Consider the following 19009-nt stretch of genomic DNA (forward strand, 5'->3'; position numbering starts at 1 on the left):
ATGAACCACGGCAAGGCCCATCGCCGGTTCAACCGGTCCGCCGAGCACCGCAAGGCCATGTTCGCCAACATGGCGCAGGCGCTGATCACCCACGAGCAGATCGTCACCACCCTGCCGAAGGCCAAGGATCTTCGCCCGGTGGTCGAGAAGCTCATCACCCTCGGCAAGCGCGGCGGCCTTCACGCCCGCCGTCAGGCCATTGCCGAGATCCGCGACGTCGCCGTCGTGCGCAAGCTCTTCGACGTCGTCGGCCCGCGCTACAAGGACCGCAATGGCGGTTACACCCGCATCATCAAGGCCGGTTTCCGCCATGGTGATTCGGCGGCCATTGCCGTGATCGAGCTGGTCGATCGCGATGTCGAGGCCAAGGGCGCCGCCGACCGCGCCCGCGCCGAGAGCACCAAGACCGAGGAAGCGGCTGCGGCCTGAGGGTTTTTCCTCATTTCGAGCTTTCGCGAAGGGCGGCCCGGCGGGTCGCCCTTTTGCGTTTCCAGGTGCCCCTTTTTCCGCCACGTCGGGGCGGCTATATCTCGCGTCATGAAGCACATCGTGAGCCGTCTCCTCCTTGTCCCTGCCGCGCTCCTGCTGGCGACGCCAGCGTTCGCCCAGTCGCCGCAGCCGCGCGTGCCGACCTCGCGGGCGGAGATCGGGCTTTCCTTCGCCCCCGTTGTCGCGCGCACGGCCCCGGCGATCGTCAACGTCTACGCCCAGAAGACGGTGCAGCAGCGCCGCAGCGCGATGATGGACGATCCCTTCTTCCGGCGCTTCTTCGGCGGACCGGGTGGACCGGGCGGGCCTCCCGGCTTCGGAGGGCCCAGCGAGCGGGTGCAGCGTTCGCTCGGCTCGGGTGTCGTGGTCGACCCGAGCGGCATCGTCATCACCAACAACCATGTCGTCGAGGGCGCCGACGAGATTCGCGTCGCGCTGGCCGACAAGCGCGAGTATGACGCTGACGTGCTTCTGCGCGATCCGCGCTCGGACCTCGCGGTGCTGAAGTTCCACGGCGCCAAGGGCACCTTCCCCTTCGCCGAACTGGGTAATTCGGACGATCTTCAGGTCGGCGACATCGTGCTGGCGATCGGCAACCCGTTCGGTGTCGGCCAGACGGTGACGCAGGGCATCGTCTCGGCGCTGGCGCGCACGCAGGTCGGCATCACCGACTACCAGTTCTTCATCCAGACCGATGCGGCCATCAATCCGGGCAATTCCGGCGGCGCCCTGGTCGACGGCGCCGGGCGGGTGGTCGGCATCAACACCGCGATCTTCTCGAAGTCCGGCGGCTCGCAGGGCATCGGTTTCGCCATTCCGGCCGACATGGTGCGGGTGGTGCTGCAGTCGGCGCTCGCCGGCGGCAAGACGGTGCGGCGGCCATGGTTCGGCGCGCAGATGCAGTCGGTCACCGCAGATATAGCGGACGGTCTTAACCTGCCGCGGCCGATCGGCGCGCTCATCCAGAGCGTCACGCCGGACGGTCCGGCCGCCAAGGCGGGGATCCGCACCGGCGATCTCATCGTCTCGGTGGAAGGGCAGGAGGTCGATGACCCCGACGCGTTCGGTTATCGCTTCGTGACGCGGCCGCTCGGCGGTCAGGCGCGGATCGGGCTGATCCGGCAAGGCAGGGAGATGACGGTCACCGTGGCGCTGCAGCCGGCGCCGGAGACCACGCCGCGTGACGAACTCACGCTTGGCGGCCGCTCGCCGCTCGCCGGCGCGACGGTGATCAACCTGTCGCCGGCGGCTGTCGAGGAACTGCGCACCGTCGAGGTGGACAAGGGCGTCGTGGTCACGGCGGTGAGCGATGGCTCGCCGGCCGAGACCATCAGCCTGCGCGCCGGCGACGTGATCCTGGAGGTCAACGGCAGCGTCATCACCAGCACCGCCGATCTGGAACAGGCGACACGGCTGCCCTCGCGGCTGTGGCGTGTCACGCTCCAGCGCGGCGGACGCAAGCTGACCGCGACGTTCCCGGGCTGAGGCGCGGCGTGGCCGATCTCTTCGCTGCCGCAGGACTCGAGCGCGATGTGCCGCGTCCGCTGGCCGATCGGCTGCGCCCGCGTATCCTCGCCGAGGTGGTCGGGCAGGAGCACCTCACCGGCGAGGGGGGCGCCCTTACCCGGACGCTCGCGAACAAGTCGCTGGGATCGCTCATTTTCTGGGGGCCGCCCGGCACCGGCAAGACCACGGTCGCCCGTTTGCTGGCGCAGCAGACCGACCTGCATTTCGAGCAGATTTCGGCGATCTTCAGCGGTGTCGCCGATCTCAAGAAGGTGTTCGAGGCCGCCCGTGGGCGACGGGCGGTCGGCACCGGGACTTTGCTGTTCGTCGACGAGATCCACCGCTTCAACCGCGCGCAGCAGGACAGCTTTCTCCCCGTCATGGAGGACGGCACCGTCACGCTGATCGGGGCGACGACGGAGAACCCCTCGTTCGAACTCAACGCGGCGCTGCTGTCACGCGCCCGCGTGCTGGTGTTCAAGTCGTTGGATTCGCAGGCGATCGAGCGCCTGATCGTTCGGGCGGAAACGGAGGAGGGGCGGCGGCTTCCCCTGACGCCGGAAGCGCGCGCGGCGCTGATCGGCATGGCGGACGGCGACGGACGCTATCTGCTGGGGCTGGTGGAGGAGCTGCTCGCGCTGCCGGCGGGGTCGGATCTCGACATCGCGGCCCTCTCGGAGACCGTGCAGAAGCGCGCGCCGATCTACGACAAGAGCCAGGACGAGCACTATAACCTGTTGAGCTGCTTCCATAAAAGCCTGCGCGGCTCGGATGTGAACGGCGCCATGTACTGGGCCGCGCGGATGCTGACCGGGGGCGAGCATCCCGACACGGTGTTTCGGCGGTTGTGCTGTGCGGCGTCGGAGGATGTGGGGATGGCGGATCCCCAGGCGATGCCGCAGGTGGTGGCGGCCTGGACCGCCTTCGACCGGGTCGGCTGGCCGGAGGGGCGGCTGTTCCTGGCCCAGGCGATCGCCTATGTGGCGACCGCGCCGAAGTCCAACGCCGCCTATGCCGCCTTCAACGCCGCGCTGGCGCTGGCGGACAAGACGGGCTCGCTCGCGCCGCCCCGGCACATCCTCAACGCGCCGACCAAGCTCATGAAAGAACTCGGTTATCACGCCGGGTACCGCTACGATCACGACTTTCCGGACGCCTATGCCGGGCAGGAATTCTTCCCCGACGAACTCGCCGGGGACGCGCGCGCGGACCTCTATCACCCCAACGAACGCGGGTTCGAGCGGGAGGTGAGGAAGCGTCTCGACTACTGGCACAAGCTGAAGACGGAGCGCGGCCGCTAGCCTCCGCGCGATGCGATTATATCGTGCGGATCGAGTGGACGATCAGTGCGGTCAGGTTGACGATCAGACCGATCAGACCGATCAGACCGATCAGACCGATCAGACCGAAACCCGTTCGTTGCGTTCCTCGTTCGACAGGGATCGCCCGTGACCGCCATCCTCCTCGTCTTCGTCGGCGCCGGCATCGGGGGCGTGCTGCGCCACCTGATCGGCCTTCAGAGCATACGGCTGATCGGCACCGGCTTCCCGGCCGGGACGCTCGCCATCAACGTGCTCGGCAGCCTCCTGATCGGCCTGCTTGCCGGATGGTTCGCCTTCCGGGGCGGGGCGGGGTGGTCGGCGCAGGCGCGGCTGTTCCTGATGACCGGCGTCCTGGGCGGCTTCACCACCTTCTCGTCCTTCTCGCTGGACTTCGCTCTGCTGATCGAGCGCAACGAGATCGGCCTCGCGGCGCTGTATGCGATCGCGTCCGTCGGCCTTTCGTTCCTCGGCGTGTTCGCGGGACTGGCGCTGATGCGCTCGCTGGCGTGACGGGGCGCCGCGTCTCGTCTATGTGCTGTCGGTGACAGATCCCCGGCCCGCGGCGCGCCCGCCGGGCGGGGCACCGGGAGAATGATGCCATGGCCGTCCAGACACGCAGCGTCGACCGCGACGAGGAAGGCATGCGGCTGGACCGCTGGTTCAAGACGCATTTTCCGGACCTGTCCTTCGGCCATCTGCAGAAGCTGCTGCGGACCGGCCAGGTGCGGGTCGACGGCGCCCGCGCCAAGACCAATACGCGGCTCGCGGCGGGGCAGAGCGTCCGCATTCCTCCGCTGGAGGAGAAGGCGCAGCTTTCGGCCGCGGATTATCTCGAGGCCGAGGAGGCGAAGGCCCGCGGCGAGGCGCCGCCCCGTCTGCCGCGCGCCGAGGCGGGCGATCGTCCGGCCGCGCCCGCCGTGCGCCGCGCCGTCGAGAGCGACAAGGACGCGGAATTCCTCAAATCCATCACCCTGTTCGAGGACCGCGACGTGATGGTCCTCAACAAGCCGTTCGGCCTCGCCGTGCAGGGCGGCTCGGGCACCTACCGGCACGTCGACGGGCTGATGGAGTCGCTGCGCACGCCGGACGGGGTGAAGCCGCGCCTGGTCCATCGCATCGACAAGGATACCTCCGGCATCCTGCTGGTGGCGAAATCGCGCCTGGCCGCCTCGACCCTCGCCAAGACCTTCCGCTCGCGCTCGGCCCGCAAGGTGTACTGGGCGCTGGTGCCGGGCGTGCCGCGGCCGCGGCAGGGGCGCATTTCGACCTACCTCGCCAAGGACGAGGCCGCCGAGCGGATGCGCGTCGCCCGCCACGGCGAGGACGAGGCGAGCCATGCGGTCTCCTATTATGCGGTGGTGGATCAGGCGGCGCAGAAGCTGTCCTGGCTGTCCATGAAGCCGGTGACGGGACGCACCCACCAGCTGCGCGCGCACGCCGCCCATATCGGCCACCCCATTGTCGGCGACCCGAAATATTTCGACATCGAGAACTGGCCGCTGCCCGGCGGTCTGCAGAACCGCCTGCACCTGCTGGCGCGGCGCCTCGTCATTCCGCATCCGCGGGGCGAGGGCGTCATCGATGTCTCGGCGCCGCTGCCGCCTCATATGCAGCAGAGCTGGAATGTGCTCGGTTTTGATGCAACGCAATACGATCCGATCGTCGACGCCCCGGAGAGCTGACCTCATACGGTCACATTGTCGGCCGTAAATATGGCCCGGGCAGTGGGGCCTCGGTTTTCGTGCGGCTTGGCATGACTCTCGCTTGGGGCAGAACCAGTGCCGCCGGCCAGGGCTGGCGCAGCGGCGCGGTGGCGTGGTAGGCTGATTGCAGTCCCAGCCGCAGCCTGACCCCGTCGCCCATGCGCCGGGGTTTGCTGTGTGTTTGTGTTCGAGCTTGGGACTATGCATGCGCCGGGGGGCAAAAGTGCATGAGTGAAGCCAGCGATCGTATCAATCTGCGATCGGGGAAAGCCGGGTCTCTCGATTTTTCGGGGCATCGCGAGACGATGACGCGCCACCGTCATCTCATTCGGTTCGGCGTCATGGTTGGCGCGGCTTTCGTCGATTTCGTGGTGATCGCCCTCGCGGCGGTGATCGGAGCGGCCCTGCGTCAGGGCGACCTCGGCTCGGTGAACTGGATCCAGTCGATCGGCGTCCTCTTCCCGACCTATTTCTTCGCCAGCATCGCCTTCGGCGGCTACAGCATCCGGCGTCTCGCCTCGCTGCCACGATCGTGCCTCGTGGCGATGGAAGCGCTCGGTGTCGCCGTCGTGTTCGGCCTGTGCGCGGCCTTCGCGCTGCAGGTGGGCGCGCGCTTCTCCCGCCTCGAGACCACCTACACGGTGGTGTTCGCCGCCGGCTTCCTCATCCTCGCCCGGATCGTCGGCTCGGTGCTCATGCGCCGGGTGCTGCGCATCGCCATCGAACCGGTCATCGTCGTGATCGGCGACGGCAAGGTGTTCGCGCGGCGCTCGCCCGGCACGATGACGACGGTGCTCGATGTCCGCAAAGCGGATCTCTCCGTCGATCTCGCCAATCCCGCCTTCTTCGACCGCGTGGCCGGCCTCGTGCGCAATGCCGACCGGGTCGTGATCACGCTGGACGACGACGAAGAACGGCTGAAATGGGCCGAGGCCATGCGCCTCAGCGGCATCGACGCCGAAATCATCGCCGATCTCGGCGATATCCAGCCGCTGGGCGTATCGCGCTGGCAGAGCCACCCGACCCTGGTGATCTCGCGCGGGCCGATGACGCTGGGCGAGCGCATCCTCAAGCGCGGCTTCGATCTCTTCGTCACGCTCGCCATGATGCCGTTCTGGGCGCCCGTCATCGCCATTGCCGCCGTGGCGGTGAAGCTGGACTCGCCCGGGCCGGCCTTCTTCGTGCAGGAGCGCACCGGCCGCAACAACCGGGGCTATCGCTGCTTCAAGCTGCGGACGATGAAGACCGAGCAGCTCGACACCAGCGGCCACGTCTCGGCCTCGCGCACCGACAGCCGCATCACCAAGCTCGGCCGCATCCTGCGCAAGACCAGCGTCGACGAACTGCCGCAGCTGGTGAACGTCCTGCTCGGCGACATGAGCCTGGTCGGGCCGCGCCCGCATGCGCTGGGCTCGCGGGCCGAAGGGGCGCTGTTCTGGGAGCTGGTGCCGGACTACTGGAGCCGGCACGCGATGAAGCCGGGCGTGACGGGCCTTGCCCAGGTGCGCGGGCTGCGCGGGGCGACCCATCACCGCTCCGACATCGAGCGCCGCGTGGCGGCCGATCTCGAATACATCAACAGCTGGTCGCTGTGGCTCGACGTCAAGATCCTGTTCCGCACGCTGGCGGTCGCCATCCACCGCAACGCCTACTGAGCGCGCCCGAGCGGGCGGCGTGATTCCCGCGGGGGCGGGCTGGGGATAGTAACCGGTCCGTAACCGTCCGAGCGCAAAGTCGATTAAAATCCTAATCGACTGGAGGCTCCGGTGAATTCTCTCGGGCGTGGGCGCGCCGACCATGGTTCGGTCGGCGCCAGGGCGGCGGCCGACGTGGCGTATCTCAGCGGCTCGATGTTCGCGGACGGGGTCAGCGACCCGCGCGATGCGGCCGATCTCCTCGCCTTCGACCAGTTGGTGGTGCCGGAGGCGGCCGAATGGAGCCGCTTCCTGATCGGCGCGATCGCCACGCATCTGCTCGTGCACGAGGCGCCGGCGGACATTCTCGACGACGCCAAGGCGCAGTGGCTCATCGCCGCGCTGGCCCCCGCGGGCCGGATGGAAAGCGCGCGGGGCATGCCGCTGCTGCTGCGGCTGATGGAGGGGGCGCGCGAGGTCTCGCCGCTGCTGCCGGCCTTCGCGCTGCGCCAGCTCGGCATGGCCGTCATCACCGGCGAGGGGCCGGTGGCCGCGGGCCGCGCGCATTTCACCCGCACGGTCGACGATGCCGACGTGGCGCTGATGCGCCGCCTCCTCATCGCCGGCGGGGGCGGGCAGGGCGGTCCGGTCTCGCGCGCGGAGGCGGATGCGCTGTTCGATATCCACGATGCCACCCTCGAGGGGCGCAACGATCCGGGCTTCGCGCCGCTGTTCGTGCGGGCGATCGAGCAGCATCTGCGCGCCGCCTCGGGGCAGCGCGTGGCCGCCCGGGGGGCGGCGCTGGCGGCCTCGGCGAACGGCGCGCACCTCGCCATCGAAAAGCTGGCCGCGGCTGGCTATCAGCCCGATCTCGCCTCGCTGGTCGGCCCGGCGCCGCTGGCCGCGGCACCGGCGCGCTGGCTGGCGGAGCGGCTGCTGCGCGACGGGCGGATCAGCCCGTCCGGCCACGCGCTGAAGCGGCTCATCGTGGCCGACGGCGCGGATGCGGGCGACAGCCTGCGCGCCCTGCTCGACCGCGCCGCCTGAGGTGAGGGGCGCGTGCGGCGCGCCACCTCCTGAATTCCTGCCCCTCCTCGCCGAGGGGCGGGCGCTTGCCGTCGCCCTGTCGGCCCGCCGAGGGCCGATCGCCGCGAAGGGCGCCCTCGCGACGCGCAGCGCGCGGCTGCCGTAAGCGGCGGGGAAGTGCCGTGACGCACGGCCGGTGCGGGTAGTAATGTACTATGCTGACCGCCGGCCGCGGTCTTTCCGAGCCGACTCCGGCCCAGAAATTCACGAGGAGACACCCATGACGATGCAACACGCCGTTCGTGCGCTGCTGTGCGCGGGCGCTCTGGCGATATCCTGCGGCGCCGCCAGCGCCCAGGAAGCCGCCAAGAAGCCGCATATTCCCCTGCAGAAGACCATCGGCCAGGTCACGCCGACCGGACCGGTGCCCTCGCTTGCCGTTATCAATTCCGATGGCGCCAAGCTCGAGGGCGGCAAGCTGGTGCTGACCGGCGTCTCGACGAACACCATCGTGTTCGCCGACCGTCCGGTGCGGGCGGCCGGTCACGTCACCACCGCGCAGTTCCTGCAGCAGTGGGACGAGGGCAAGAACAGCTTCGCGATCGATCCGCCGAACGCCACCGTCTCGGTGCTCGGCGGCGGCGGGCCGGATATCAGCGACGCGGTGGTGACCCTCAAGAAGCCCAAGCTGGACGGCACCACGCTGACCTTCGAGGTCGACGTGCTGGAAGGCTCGCTCAACGGCGCGACCGGTGCGACGGCCGTGTTCATCGACGCCTTCGCGGTGCGCGGCCCCTATGGCGGCGGCTTCGCCCATGTCGGCGGCTATCCCGGCATGTGGCACGGCGGCGGGGTCTATTATCACGCGCCGGTCTATCATGGCGCCTGGTACGGCGCCGGCGCGGTGGCGGGCGCCGCTGCGGTGGGGGTCGCCGCCGGCGCGGCCATCGGCGCGGCCGCGGCCACGCCCTACTACGCCCCGCCCCCGCCGGCCTGCGGCTACTACCCCTATCCGCCCTGCTACTGAGGCGCGAGCGCCGCCCGCGACGCACCCTGCGCCGCGGGCGGGCACCCTGTAATACGCGGCTTCGGAACGGCAGCAGCGAGGCCGAGGGCGCCTGCGGGGGCGGATCTCGTGCCGTCGTCGGGCGCGAGGATCAGGCCGGCAAAGCGCGGGTTGCGCGCCGTCTTTCGTCGGAGAGCGATCCGTCATCGGCGCTCCCGGCCATGACGTCGATCGTGAACCCGTCCCGCCCGATGCTTTGAGGTTGCCCGTTATGATCGATGGCGTCCCGAAACACGGCATTCGTCTTCAGAACGAAATTCTGGACATCTACATTCCCGCGATCAACTGGGAAGACGCGCACATCCGACGGCAGGTTAGCTCATTGACGGCCTATAAGGAGGAAGGGGGCGCGCGATATATTATCCAGGCCCTGCGCAAGAGCAGCCTGTGGGGCTGGAAATTTGAAATGCATTTCAGCTTGAACTGGTACGATATCTGGAAGATCGTCAATATTGATAGGCCGGACATAAAAGATAAAGACTACAAATATATGGCGCTGCTATCGACGGGGACAGCATGTTATCATGATGTCTATGACAGTCTGGAATTTCACGACGGTGTCAGCGTTGATCTGATTGCCAGGAGAATGATCGCTTTTCACAACGACGTCGCCGTCCCCTTTTTTCGACGGTGGGGCGATATCAGGGCGAATGCCGAGGCGTTCTTCAATTCGACGCCGGAGGCCGAGATTGTTGCCCTGCTTCCCAGCCGTCTCGCCAAAATGGCCGTGGCCATCGCCATCATCGATCACGACAAGGACTTTGCTCTGTCGATGATCGAGAAGCAGACAAAGTATCTTGAGCCGAAGCATGTTACGAACAGGAACGAATTTCAGGATTTCGTGGCTGTCCTGCGCGAGAAGCACATGATCTAGGCGATTAGCCGTTTCGGGCGTGGAAAGCCTGCGATCGCCGCTTGGAGAGGGCGATCATTTCCAGTGCAGACATGATGGAGGGGCCTGGCGATGAAACGCTATAGCGCTGTCAAAATTGCGCTTATTTTATTTGCGTTTGTTTGGGTTATATTGATTTTCGGCGGCCTCAGTGTCTTTCCGCTCCGCTCAAAATATATATCGCAGTGGCGCGAGCATCACGAAATGCAGATAAAAAAATTGTCGCATAGCCGTTCGGGCGATTCTCTCGCCACGATGTACGAATATGTGTGTATGACGCAGTCGGATTATCTCAACATGCTGGAAGCTGCGATCATAATCGGGCTGTTGCCGGCTCTGTTCATCTTAATTGGTATTTCGCTTTCCGCCGTTCGCAAGCAGTGACAATCGCCACCGCGCAAGCCTTCTAAGCTTGCCGCTCGAGCGCCGGGTCACGCGAGGCCCCGGAAAGGCAGACCCCCGAAACGACAACGGCGACCCTAGGGTCGCCGTGATGTTCTTCTGAAGAAGAATGGTGCGGTCGAGAGGACTCGAACCTCCACGGTGTTACCCACTGCCACCTCAAGGCAGCGCGTCTACCAATTCCGCCACGACCGCAAACCGTTGCCGGCCGCGCATCCGCACGGCCCGCTTCGGGCGGCCATCGTCTAACAGATCGATCCGGGGTCCACAAGCCCGCGCGCATGAGGTTTCGGCGTCTGTGGATGGCGCAGACAACGCGCGCCGCGCGCATTATCTATGGCGCATGAACGACGCGCCCAATTCCGACGCCTCCACCCGCGATGCCGCCGCGCCGGCGGGAAGCCCCGTCGCCGGTCCCCTCGCGGGCGCGCGGCGGGACGATCTCGACATCCGATTCCTCGCCCCGGACGGCGCGCCGGCCGTGGAATGGCGCATATCGGACGCGCCGGTCGATTACGGCGCGGCGCTGGCCGAGATGGATGCCCGTGTCGCCGCGATTGCCGAAGGGCGGGCGCCGGAACTCGTCTGGCTGCTCGAGCACCCCCCGCTCTACACGGCGGGCACCAGCGCCCGGCGCGAGGATCTGGTCGAGCCGGACCGCTTCCCGGTGTTGGAGACCGGGCGGGGCGGGCAGTTCACCTATCACGGCCCCGGCCAGCGTGTGGCCTATGTGATGCTCGACCTGCGCACGCGCGGCGCCGACGTGCGGCGCTACGTGGCGGCGCTGGAGGAATGGCTGATCCGCACGCTGTGGGCGTTCCATGTGCGCGGCGAGCGGCGCGAGGACCGCGTCGGCGTGTGGGTGCGCCGGCCGGAGCGCCCGGCCGATCCGCTCACCGGCGCGGAGGCCGAAGACAAGATCGCCGCCATCGGCATCCGCGTGCGCCGCTGGGTGACGCTGCACGGCATCTCGCTGAACGTCGATCCGGAGCTGTCGCATTTCGCCGGCATCGTGCCCTGCGGCGTGCGCGAGCACGGCGTCACCAGCCTGGTCGATCTCGGCCTGCCGGTGACCCTGGCGGATGCCGACATCGCGCTGCGCGCGGCCTTCGCCGAGGTGTTCGGCCCGACCGTTGACGAGGCCTGACGGTCGGCGCGATTGCCGAGTCGTTTCAGGATGTTGCGGCCGGAAGCGCAGACATCGATTCCGCCCGGATGAACGACTTCACGCGATGATTCAGCGCGCGAAACCGGCGCCGTGTCGCCATCCGGCGCCAGCGCGCCGGGAAGGCGAGTCCCTGCAACAGCTTGCCCTGCTGTCCACAAGGGCAGGCCAACGGCGCCACGCGTGCGTCAGGCGGTCGGCAGCACACGGAAGCCGTCGCCGGCGGCGACCGAGGGCAGCCCGGCCGGCGGCGCACCGGTCTCCACCGCATCGACGCGCGCCAGCGTCGGGCCGCGGCGGCAGGCCTCGATCACCGCCGCGACGGTCTCTGCCGGGCCGGCGAGGATGGCCTCGACGCTGCCGTCGGTGCGGTTGCGCACCCACCCCGCAAGGCCGTGCCGGATCGCCTCGCGCTCGACGAAGGCGCGGTAGCCGACGCCCTGCACGCGGCCGCGCACACGCAGATGATGGAGGGTCTGGACGCTCACGAGGGGCCTCGGCAGGGGGGCGGGTGTAGCCACACTGACACTCCCCCGCTGCCGCGTGCAACCGGACGGTACTGTCCGGCCGCTGCTCAATTGCCTTCGCTGCCGGAGCTTTCTAGAAGGGATTCGGCTGTCGTCGCCGTTTCCCACCACATTCCGGCCCCCGGAGACCGCATGCGCGAAGAGACCGATCTCGCCGTTGCCGGCGACGAGCGCGGCCCCGATGGCGGGCGGGCGGAAGCCGACGCGCCGGCGTTCGTCGCGGCCGTCTCCGCCGCCATCGAGGCGCCGGATGTCGCGGGGCTGAAGGCGCTGCTCGCCGACATCCACGAAGCCGACATGGGCCGGCTGCTGGAGGCGCTGCCGCCCGAGGAGCGGCCCGCGCTGATCCGGCTGCTCGGCAACGACTTCGACTTCACCGCGCTGACCGAGCTCGACGAGACGGTGCGCCGGCAGATCCTCGAGGAACTGCCGAACGAGGCGGTGGCCGAGGGTGTGCGCGACATCGATTCCGACGATGCCGTCTACATCCTCGAAGATCTCGACGACGCGGACAAACAGGACATCCTCGGCCAGCTGCCGACGCTGGAGCGGGCCGCGCTGCAGCGCAGCCTCGACTATCCGGAGGAAAGCGCCGGCCGGCGCATGCAGACCGAGTTCATCGCCGTGCCGCCGTTCTGGACGGTGGGGCAGGTGCTCGACTACATGCAGGAAACCGAGGGGCTGCCGGAGATCTTCTACGAGATCTTCGTGGTCGACCCGACCTACCGGCTCACCGGCTCGGTGCCGCTCGACCGGCTGCTGCGCACCAAGCGGCCGGTGAAGCTCGCCGACGTCGTCACCCCCGACAAGCATGTGGTGAAGGCGACCGACGACCAGGAGGACGTCGCCCGGGTGTTCGAGCGCTACAACCTCGTCTCGGCGCCGGTGGTGGATCCGGCCGGGCGGCTCGTCGGCGTGCTGACCGTCGACGACATCGTCGACGTGATCCAGGAGGAGGCCGACGAGGACCTCAAGGCGCTCGGCGGCGTCGCCGGCGACGAGGAGCTCTCCGACAGCTTCTGGGACATCGCCAAGAGCCGGTTCTCCTGGCTGTTCCTGAACCTCATCGCCGCCAACATCGCCTCCTTCGTCATCGCGCTGTTCGAGGGCGAACTGCAGAAGATGGTGGCGCTGGCCGTGCTGATGCCGATCGTGGCGAGCCAGGGCGGCAATGCCGGCACCCAGACCATGACGGTGGCGGTGCGGGCGCTGGCGACCAAGGAATTGCGGCCGAGCAATGCCGGGCGCGTCATCGCGCGCGAACTGGCGGTCGGGCTGTTCAACGGCGTCGCCTTCGCCACCATCATGGCGGTGGTGGTGTTCGCCCGCTTCGGCGTGGCGGATCTCGGCTTCGTCATCGCGCTCGCCATGATCATCAACCTCGTCGCGGCGGCGCTGGGCGGCATCCTGATTCCCCTCGCGCTCGACCGGCTGAAGGTCGATCCGGCGGTCTCCTCGGGGCCGTTCGTGACGACGATCACCGACATTGTCGGCTTCTTCGCCTTCCTCGGCATCGCCGCGCTGTGGTTCTGATCCCGTGCGGTATTTGACAACCGGGAAGGCTGCGGTTTTCTTTGCGGGCGGCTGCCGGCGCGTCTACTCTTCCGGCCGATGAAGCAGCCGCGGCGGGACAGCCAGGGAGCGAGCGCATGGTGAGGCCCGTCGGCGACGCGGACGGGCTCGGTCGTCTCGACGAACGCGCCGCGCCGGTGACCGGCACCGGGTCGCGCCGGCATGGCGGCCAGCTGGCGGGCGACCGCATGCTGACGGCGGTGGCGCTGGTCATCCTCGCCGCGGTGGTGACGATGGGGGCCTTCGCGCTGGTGGCTGCCGAGCGCATCGACGCCAATTCGCAGCAGCGCTGGGGCCGGCTCGTCGCGGGCATGTTCGAGCGCCGCCGGGAGGCGATGGAGCGCGATCTCGCCTCCGTCGCGCGCTGGGATGTCGCCCGGGTCGGCGACGACCATGCGCTGGACACGGAGCGTCTGCACGCCGGCTTCGGCCGCTGGCTGTACGAGAGCCTGCACCACGACCGCTCCTACATCATCCATGGCGAGCATATCGACTACGCCTCCGTCGACGGGCAGATGCAGCGGGTGGAGACGGCCCAGTTCGATCGCATGGCGATACGGCCGCTGGTGGCGCAGGTGCAGGCCGATGTGGTCGCCCAGGCGCAGCTTTCACCGAGTGAGCGCGCCGGCGAAGGGGTGCATGCCGAAGCCTTCCGGGCCACCTATACGCGGATCGAGGGCCGGCCCGCGCTGGTCGGGGCGATCGGCATTCCGCCGAAGCCGGGCGAGGCGCCGAAGCCGGCCAGCGAGCAGGCGGTCGCGGTCAGCGCCGTGTTCCTCGATAGACGCTTCATGGCGGGGCTGACGAGCGAGTTCCAGATCGCCGAGCCGCAATTGTCGGAGGGGCCGCCGCCGGCCGCGCGGCCGGCCGTGGCGGTGCCGTTCTCCGATCCGGGCGCGCGTCCCGCCTGGATCACCTGGGCGCCCGAAAAGCCGGGGCGCGACCTGTTGCGGGCGCTGCTGCCGGCGTTGATGGGCACCGCGGCGCTGCTGCTGCTGGCCGCCGCGATCGTGCTGTGGTACGCGCGCCGGGCGACGCGCGAGCTGGCGGAAAGCGAGGCGCTGGCCTCGCGGCTGGCCTATATCGACCCGCTGTCCGGCCTCGCCAATCGGGCGATGCTGATGCGGCTGATGAGCGAGCGACTGCCCGAGGTGACGCCCGAGCACCGCCTCGCCGTGCTCTTCATCGATCTCGACGGCTTCAAGGACGTCAACGACACTCTCGGCCATTTCGTCGGCGACCTGCTGCTGGCGGAAATCGGCCGGCGGCTGGAGGCGAACACCGGGCCGGACGCGATCGCGGCGCGGTTCGGCGGCGACGAATTCGTGGTGGTGATGCCGGTGGGGACCGACGACGCGGCGATCGGCGCCCGGGCCATGGCGATCCTCGAGGCGGTGCGGCGCCCCGCGCAGATCGGCGACCAGAGCCTGTCCGTGAACGCCTCGATCGGCGCGACGGTGGCGCCCGACCATGGCAGCGCCGCCAGCGAGCTGATCCGCCTCGCGGACATCGCCGTCTACCGCGCCAAGGCCGAGGGCCGCGCCACCTTCCGCCTGTTCGAGCCGAGCCTCGAAGCCGAGCTGCAGCAGCGCCGCGCGATCGAGAACGACCTCGCGGCGGCGATCGCGGGCGATGCGCTGGAAGTCTACTACCAGCCGCAGATGGAGACGGACGGCGTCACCGTCGCCGGCGTCGAGGCGGTGGTGCGCTGGCCGCGCGCGGATGGCAGCACGGTCTCGCCCGCCGCCTTCGTGCCGGTCGCCGAGCAGACCGGCCTGATCACCGCGCTCGACATGTGGGTGCTCCGGCAGGCGTGCCGGCAGACGCGCGACTGGGGCCTGCCCAAGCTCGCGGTGAACCTGTCGCCGGTCGATTTCCGCTCGCGCGACCTGGTGCCCTCCATCGCCGCCATCCTGCGCGAGACGGGGTTCGATCCGCACCGGCTGGAGGTGGAGATCACCGAGAACCTGCTGTTCGGCAACCAGCCGGAAGCCTTCGCGGCGCTCTCGGCGCTGCGGGCGATGGGCGTGCGGGTCGCGCTCGACGATTTCGGCAGCGGCTATTCCTCGCTCGGCTATGTGCGGCGCTTCCGCGTCGATACGATCAAGATCGACCGCAGCTTCACCCAGAATGTCGGCCTGACCGACGACGCCGCGGCGATCATCGACTGCGTGGTGCGGCTCGGCCGGGCGCTGGGCATCACCGTGACGGCGGAAGGTGTGGAGACCCGCGAGCAGCTGCGCTATCTGCAGCAGGTGGGCTGCCACCATGTACAGGGCTTCCTGTTCGCCCCGCCCATGCCGGTGGCGCGCGTCGAGCAGTTCCTGATGCGGGCGAGCCGGCGTTTCGGCGTCGGCGGCAATGGGGGACGCGAGGCGGCCCCGCGCAACGGCACCTACCGGGCCTGACCGGCCGCCGCTCCGATTCCCCTGGCGAACGAGGCCGCTGACCGCGCATGTTCTTCTACCTTTCCAAGCTGTTCTGGGCGGTGGCGGTGCCCTCGACCTTCCTCACCGTGCTGGCGCTCGCGGGCCTCGTGCTGGCGCGATTCCGCCCCCGCGCCGGGCTGGCGCTCGCGACGCTCGCGGTGCTGGGCCTGCTGGTCGGCGGGCTCGGGCCGGTGGGGCGGGCGCTGATCCAGCCGCTGGAGGATCGCTTCCCGATCTTCACCGACGACGGGCGGCCGGTGGACGGCATCATCGTGCTGGGCGGGGCGGAGCTGCCGCTGATCTTCGCGGCGCGGGGGCAGGCGGCCTTTCAGGAATCGGCCGAGCGGCTGCTGGCGATGGGCGAACTGGCCCGGCGCTACCCGCAGGCGCGGGTGCTGTTCTCCGGCGGCAGTTCCCAGCTCCGCGAGGCGCCGAGCGAGGCGGACACGGTGCGGGCGGCGCTGCCGGCGCTGGGGCTTGCGCCCGAGCGCGTCGAGTTCGAGGCCACCTCGCGCAACACGGCGGAGAATGCGCGCCTGTCCAAGGAATACGCCAAGCCGGCGCCCGGCGAGCGCTGGCTGCTGGTGACATCCGCCTTCCACATGCCGCGCGCCATGGGCTGCTTCCGCGCCGCCGGCTTCGACGTCGTCGCCTATCCGGTCGATTTCCGCACGACGGGGAGCGATCTCGACGAGCTCAACCGGTCGGTCTCCGGCGGGCTCATGGAGCTCGACCTCGGGGTGCGGGAGTGGATCGGGCTGATCGTCTACCGGCTCACCGGGCGCATCGGCGACCTGCTGCCGGCGCCGTGAGCGGGCGGCAGATTGCGAATCGCCTCAAGCGCTTGGCGGCGGTTTCGATCAAATCGATTCAACGTCGCCGCCGCCCGCCGCCGGCAGGCCGAGGCGGTAGACGCCGCGGAAATCGTCCGGATCGACCGGCTTGCCCTTGCGATAGATGACCAGGCGTCCCTCGCGGGCGAGAGTGACCGCGGCCCGCCGAACGATCGGCAGCAGGCGCTGCCATTGCGTCTCGCCGGCGAGCGCGCGGGCGGGCTCGGACGGGTCGATCGACTTGCCGGCCCCGGCCTCGCGCTGCCGCCGGGCGGCGAGATCGAGGATCATCGCCGCGACGGCGTCGTCGGAGGGCAGGTCGGCGGCGGTGGACATCGGCAGGCTCGAACTCACGGGCTCAACTCACGCTTTCGCATCGGGACGGGCGCCTTCCTCGTCCTCCTCGTCCAGCACCCAGTGGGCATCGCGTCCGAACTGGCGGTTGGTCATGACGAAGAACAGGGCAAGCGTGGCGAGCATGAACGCCCAGGCGTTGATGTACCAGCCGAGATAGCCGATGGCGAAGAAGAAGGCACGCTGGCCGCGGTTGAAATGGCGGCCCGCCACCGTCGCCATGCGCGAGGCCTTCAGCACATGGCGGCGGGCCGGCGTGGTCGCCGCCTCGGCGGCGGGCGGGGCGGAGCCGATCAGGATGGCGGTGTAGTTGAACAGCCGGTAGGCCCAGGCGAACTTGAAGAAGGCATAGGCGAAGATCATGGTCAAACCGAGCGTCTTCAGCTCCCAGGAGGAGCGGTTCGGCTCCGCGATCAGCGGCAGGTCGGAGAAGATCTCCATCACCCGCTCGGCCGATTGCAGCACCGCGAGCGAGGCGCCGATGCCGAGCAGCGAGGTGGAGGCGAAGAAGGCGGTGCCGTTTTGCAGTGCGGCGATGATCTGGGTGTCGACGATGCGGTTGTCGCGCGTGAGCATGCGCTGCATCCAGCTCAGCCGGAAATCGTCCATGCGCCGGTTCAGCGTGCGCCGGTGCGACCAGCGTCCCTCCATGAGGTAGTGATAGGCCACCCACGCCGCGATGAAGGCGGCGAGGGCGAACAGGTCGAGAAGGGAAAAACCCAGCATCCGCGCACCCGCCGGCGACTCGTTGGACCGCGCGCAGCATAGCCCATGCCGCACGAGCGCGGAGGCGCCCGGCGGTCATCCCGGGGCGGCAACTACCCATGCGGAATCCTCGCCCCTGGGTTGCTCCCCCGGTAACCTGTGTGACGGTTTTGCGATTGCGAAACGCCTCACGACTCATTAGCTTATGTTGCATCACGGTACTGGCGGTGAGGTGTCTCGCCGAGTGACCGTTCTTTCGGAATATCATCCGGGGTCATCATGAATTCCCTTACCGAGCGTTCCTGCTGGGGCGTTGCGCGTTGGGCCGTCGTCGCGTTTTTGGCCGGCGTGGCCTTGGTTTACCTGTTCGGCGGCTTCGAGGCGGCGATGATCGCGCCCAAATAGGGCGCCGGTCGGCATTCCTTTCGCTTCGGCCCGAGATGAAAGCGGCGTCGTCCTCGCGGACGGCGCCGCTTTTGCGTCTGCGTCGGTTGCCGGGCGCGGTCGTTCGCAGCTGCGTCGTCGCCCTGGCGGCGATCCGCCGCCGTCGCGCGGGCGCCGGCACTGCCGCATCAACCGTTTTCATGGCATCGATCACCGCTCTGCATTTGCGTGACGGCGGCCGGCGGCGGATGCTCGCGCCGCGCTGTCGAGGGGAGCACGGACGATGACGCTGAAGCTGCTGATCGGGAACAAGAACTATTCGAGCTGGTCGCTGCGGCCGTGGATAGCGCTCACCGCTGCCGGCATCCCCTTCGAGGAGGTGCTGGTGCCGCTCGGCGCGGCGGACTTCAAGGCGCGCGTCGCCGCCCATTCGCCGGCCGGGCGGGTGCCCGTGCTGATCGACGGACCGGCGACGGTGTGGGAATCGATCGCCATTCTCGAGCATCTCGCCGAGCGCTTTCCCGATGCCGGGCTGTGGCCGGCCGATCCGGCGGCGCGGGCCTATGCCCGGTCCATCGCCACGGAGATGCATGGCGGCTTCGGCGCGCTGCGCTCGGCGGCGCCGATGAACCTGTGGCGGCCGGTCGAGAAGCTCGCGCTCGGCGAGGCGGCCGCGCAGGACCTGGCGCGGATCACCGAGCGCTGGCGCACCGCGCGGGCGGCCTATGGCGCGGGCGGCGATTTCCTGTTCGGCCGCTTCGGGGCGGCGGATGCGATGTATGCGCCGGTGGCGAGCCGCATCCGCACCTACGATCTGCCGGTCGATCCGGTGTCGGCGGCCTATGTCGCGGCGATCCACGCCCATCCCGCCTTCGTCGCGTGGAAGGCGGAGGGGCTCAAGGAGACCGAGGTCCTGCCCGAAGACGAGATCGAATGGCCTGTGGTCAAGCGGGTCTAGGCGCTGGCGCGCCGGCGGGCGCGCGTGCTAGCGCAGGGGCGT

Annotated in this window: 19 protein-coding genes and 1 tRNA gene; 16 read left to right on the forward strand and 4 right to left on the reverse strand. The window is 68.9% G+C overall.

Features of this window, described 5'->3' with window-relative positions:
* The 10 genes from rplQ (at window position 1) to ACEUEL_RS06145 (ending at window position 10022) form a co-directional block, all read left to right on the forward strand.
* Window positions 1-429, forward strand: coding sequence for a 50S ribosomal protein L17 (gene rplQ, locus ACEUEL_RS06100; RefSeq protein WP_405703191.1), 429 nt, complete (start codon window positions 1-3; stop codon window positions 427-429).
* Between the two features lie 108 nt (window positions 430-537).
* A complete protein-coding gene (locus tag ACEUEL_RS06105; RefSeq protein ID WP_405703194.1) occupies window positions 538-1974 on the forward strand; it encodes a Do family serine endopeptidase in 1437 nt (478 codons plus the stop codon).
* A gap of 8 nt (window positions 1975-1982) precedes the next feature.
* Complete coding sequence (locus ACEUEL_RS06110) at window positions 1983-3296, forward strand: replication-associated recombination protein A (protein WP_405703196.1); 1314 nt, start codon at window positions 1983-1985, stop codon at window positions 3294-3296.
* Between the two features lie 147 nt (window positions 3297-3443).
* Window positions 3444-3827 (forward strand): fluoride efflux transporter CrcB, encoded by a 384-nt coding sequence (gene crcB, locus ACEUEL_RS06115; protein ID WP_405703199.1) that lies wholly within the window; start codon window positions 3444-3446, stop codon window positions 3825-3827.
* Window positions 3828-3916: 89 nt separating this feature from the next.
* Complete coding sequence (locus ACEUEL_RS06120) at window positions 3917-4999, forward strand: RluA family pseudouridine synthase (RefSeq protein ID WP_405703201.1); 1083 nt, start codon at window positions 3917-3919, stop codon at window positions 4997-4999.
* Window positions 5000-5361: 362 nt separating this feature from the next.
* Window positions 5362-6675, forward strand: coding sequence for an exopolysaccharide biosynthesis polyprenyl glycosylphosphotransferase (locus ACEUEL_RS06125; RefSeq protein WP_405703203.1), 1314 nt, complete (start codon window positions 5362-5364; stop codon window positions 6673-6675).
* Window positions 6676-6786: 111 nt separating this feature from the next.
* Window positions 6787-7701 carry a hypothetical protein gene (locus ACEUEL_RS06130; RefSeq protein WP_405703205.1) on the forward strand — a complete coding sequence of 305 codons (915 nt, stop codon included), beginning with the start codon at window positions 6787-6789 and terminating at the stop codon, window positions 7699-7701.
* Window positions 7702-7960: 259 nt separating this feature from the next.
* Window positions 7961-8707: a hypothetical protein gene (locus ACEUEL_RS06135; RefSeq protein ID WP_405703207.1), complete on the forward strand. Its 747-nt coding sequence runs from the start codon at window positions 7961-7963 to the stop codon at window positions 8705-8707.
* A 250-nt stretch (window positions 8708-8957) separates the two neighbouring features.
* On the forward strand, window positions 8958-9620 hold the full coding sequence (locus ACEUEL_RS06140) for a hypothetical protein (protein ID WP_405703210.1): 663 nt from the start codon (window positions 8958-8960) through the stop codon (window positions 9618-9620).
* A 90-nt stretch (window positions 9621-9710) separates the two neighbouring features.
* Entirely contained in the window at window positions 9711-10022 is a 312-nt protein-coding gene (locus ACEUEL_RS06145; RefSeq protein ID WP_405703211.1) for a hypothetical protein, read from the forward strand.
* Window positions 10023-10150: 128 nt separating this feature from the next.
* On the opposite strand, the gene ACEUEL_RS06150 is transcribed toward ACEUEL_RS06145, so the two are convergent.
* A tRNA-Leu gene (locus tag ACEUEL_RS06150) sits at window positions 10151-10235 on the reverse strand.
* 148 nt (window positions 10236-10383) lie between these two features.
* On the opposite strand from ACEUEL_RS06150, the gene lipB reads away from it, so the two are divergent.
* The gene (lipB, locus tag ACEUEL_RS06155; RefSeq protein ID WP_405703212.1) at window positions 10384-11187 is read left to right on the forward strand and encodes a lipoyl(octanoyl) transferase LipB; all 804 of its coding nucleotides are present in this window, start codon (window positions 10384-10386) and stop codon (window positions 11185-11187) included.
* Between the two features lie 206 nt (window positions 11188-11393).
* On the opposite strand, the gene ACEUEL_RS06160 is transcribed toward lipB, so the two are convergent.
* Complete coding sequence (locus ACEUEL_RS06160) at window positions 11394-11693, reverse strand: acylphosphatase (RefSeq protein WP_405703214.1); 300 nt, start codon at window positions 11691-11693, stop codon at window positions 11394-11396.
* Between the two features lie 171 nt (window positions 11694-11864).
* On the opposite strand from ACEUEL_RS06160, the gene mgtE reads away from it, so the two are divergent.
* From mgtE to ACEUEL_RS06175, 3 genes are all read left to right on the forward strand, one after another.
* A complete protein-coding gene (gene mgtE / locus ACEUEL_RS06165) occupies window positions 11865-13265 on the forward strand; it encodes a magnesium transporter (RefSeq protein WP_405703216.1) in 1401 nt (466 codons plus the stop codon).
* Window positions 13266-13381: 116 nt separating this feature from the next.
* Window positions 13382-15712: a putative bifunctional diguanylate cyclase/phosphodiesterase gene (locus ACEUEL_RS06170; RefSeq protein WP_405703219.1), complete on the forward strand. Its 2331-nt coding sequence runs from the start codon at window positions 13382-13384 to the stop codon at window positions 15710-15712.
* 47 nt (window positions 15713-15759) lie between these two features.
* The gene (locus tag ACEUEL_RS06175; protein WP_405703222.1) at window positions 15760-16545 is read left to right on the forward strand and encodes a YdcF family protein; all 786 of its coding nucleotides are present in this window, start codon (window positions 15760-15762) and stop codon (window positions 16543-16545) included.
* Between the two features lie 48 nt (window positions 16546-16593).
* Here the strand turns inward: ACEUEL_RS06175 and ACEUEL_RS06180 are convergent, their stop codons facing one another.
* Both ACEUEL_RS06180 and ACEUEL_RS06185 read right to left on the reverse strand, forming a co-directional pair.
* On the reverse strand, window positions 16594-16920 hold the full coding sequence (locus tag ACEUEL_RS06180) for a DUF3253 domain-containing protein (RefSeq protein WP_405703223.1): 327 nt from the start codon (window positions 16918-16920) through the stop codon (window positions 16594-16596).
* A gap of 9 nt (window positions 16921-16929) precedes the next feature.
* Window positions 16930-17646: a DUF599 domain-containing protein gene (locus tag ACEUEL_RS06185; protein ID WP_405703226.1), complete on the reverse strand. Its 717-nt coding sequence runs from the start codon at window positions 17644-17646 to the stop codon at window positions 16930-16932.
* A gap of 258 nt (window positions 17647-17904) precedes the next feature.
* Between ACEUEL_RS06185 and ACEUEL_RS06190 the strand changes: the two genes are divergently transcribed.
* Together ACEUEL_RS06190 and ACEUEL_RS06195 are read left to right on the forward strand one after the other, a co-directional pair.
* On the forward strand, window positions 17905-18030 hold the full coding sequence (locus tag ACEUEL_RS06190) for a hypothetical protein (protein WP_405703228.1): 126 nt from the start codon (window positions 17905-17907) through the stop codon (window positions 18028-18030).
* Between the two features lie 262 nt (window positions 18031-18292).
* The gene (locus ACEUEL_RS06195) at window positions 18293-18967 is read left to right on the forward strand and encodes a glutathione S-transferase family protein (protein WP_405703230.1); all 675 of its coding nucleotides are present in this window, start codon (window positions 18293-18295) and stop codon (window positions 18965-18967) included.
* Window positions 18968-19009 lie beyond the last annotated feature (42 nt).

The sequence above is a fragment of the Ancylobacter terrae genome (assembly GCF_045108345.1).
Taxonomy (GTDB): domain Bacteria; phylum Pseudomonadota; class Alphaproteobacteria; order Rhizobiales; family Xanthobacteraceae; genus Ancylobacter.

Coding starts and splice junctions, on each gene's coding strand:
- ACEUEL_RS06145 (WP_405703211.1), top strand. CDS start 9,711: ATGAAACGCTATAGCGCTGTCAAAATTGCGCTTATTTTATTTGCGTTT.
- ACEUEL_RS06190 (WP_405703228.1), top strand. CDS start 17,905: ATGAATTCCCTTACCGAGCGTTCCTGCTGGGGCGTTGCGCGTTGGGCC.
- ACEUEL_RS06125 (WP_405703203.1), top strand. CDS start 5,362: ATGGTTGGCGCGGCTTTCGTCGATTTCGTGGTGATCGCCCTCGCGGCG.
- ACEUEL_RS06170 (WP_405703219.1), top strand. CDS start 13,382: ATGGTGAGGCCCGTCGGCGACGCGGACGGGCTCGGTCGTCTCGACGAA.
- ACEUEL_RS06195 (WP_405703230.1), top strand. CDS start 18,293: ATGACGCTGAAGCTGCTGATCGGGAACAAGAACTATTCGAGCTGGTCG.
- ACEUEL_RS06105 (WP_405703194.1), top strand. CDS start 538: ATGAAGCACATCGTGAGCCGTCTCCTCCTTGTCCCTGCCGCGCTCCTG.
- mgtE (WP_405703216.1), top strand. CDS start 11,865: ATGCGCGAAGAGACCGATCTCGCCGTTGCCGGCGACGAGCGCGGCCCC.
- ACEUEL_RS06185 (WP_405703226.1), bottom strand. CDS start 17,646: ATGCTGGGTTTTTCCCTTCTCGACCTGTTCGCCCTCGCCGCCTTCATC.
- lipB (WP_405703212.1), top strand. CDS start 10,384: ATGAACGACGCGCCCAATTCCGACGCCTCCACCCGCGATGCCGCCGCG.
- ACEUEL_RS06135 (WP_405703207.1), top strand. CDS start 7,961: ATGACGATGCAACACGCCGTTCGTGCGCTGCTGTGCGCGGGCGCTCTG.
- ACEUEL_RS06175 (WP_405703222.1), top strand. CDS start 15,760: ATGTTCTTCTACCTTTCCAAGCTGTTCTGGGCGGTGGCGGTGCCCTCG.
- ACEUEL_RS06140 (WP_405703210.1), top strand. CDS start 8,958: ATGATCGATGGCGTCCCGAAACACGGCATTCGTCTTCAGAACGAAATT.
- rplQ (WP_405703191.1), top strand. CDS start 1: ATGAACCACGGCAAGGCCCATCGCCGGTTCAACCGGTCCGCCGAGCAC.
- ACEUEL_RS06120 (WP_405703201.1), top strand. CDS start 3,917: ATGGCCGTCCAGACACGCAGCGTCGACCGCGACGAGGAAGGCATGCGG.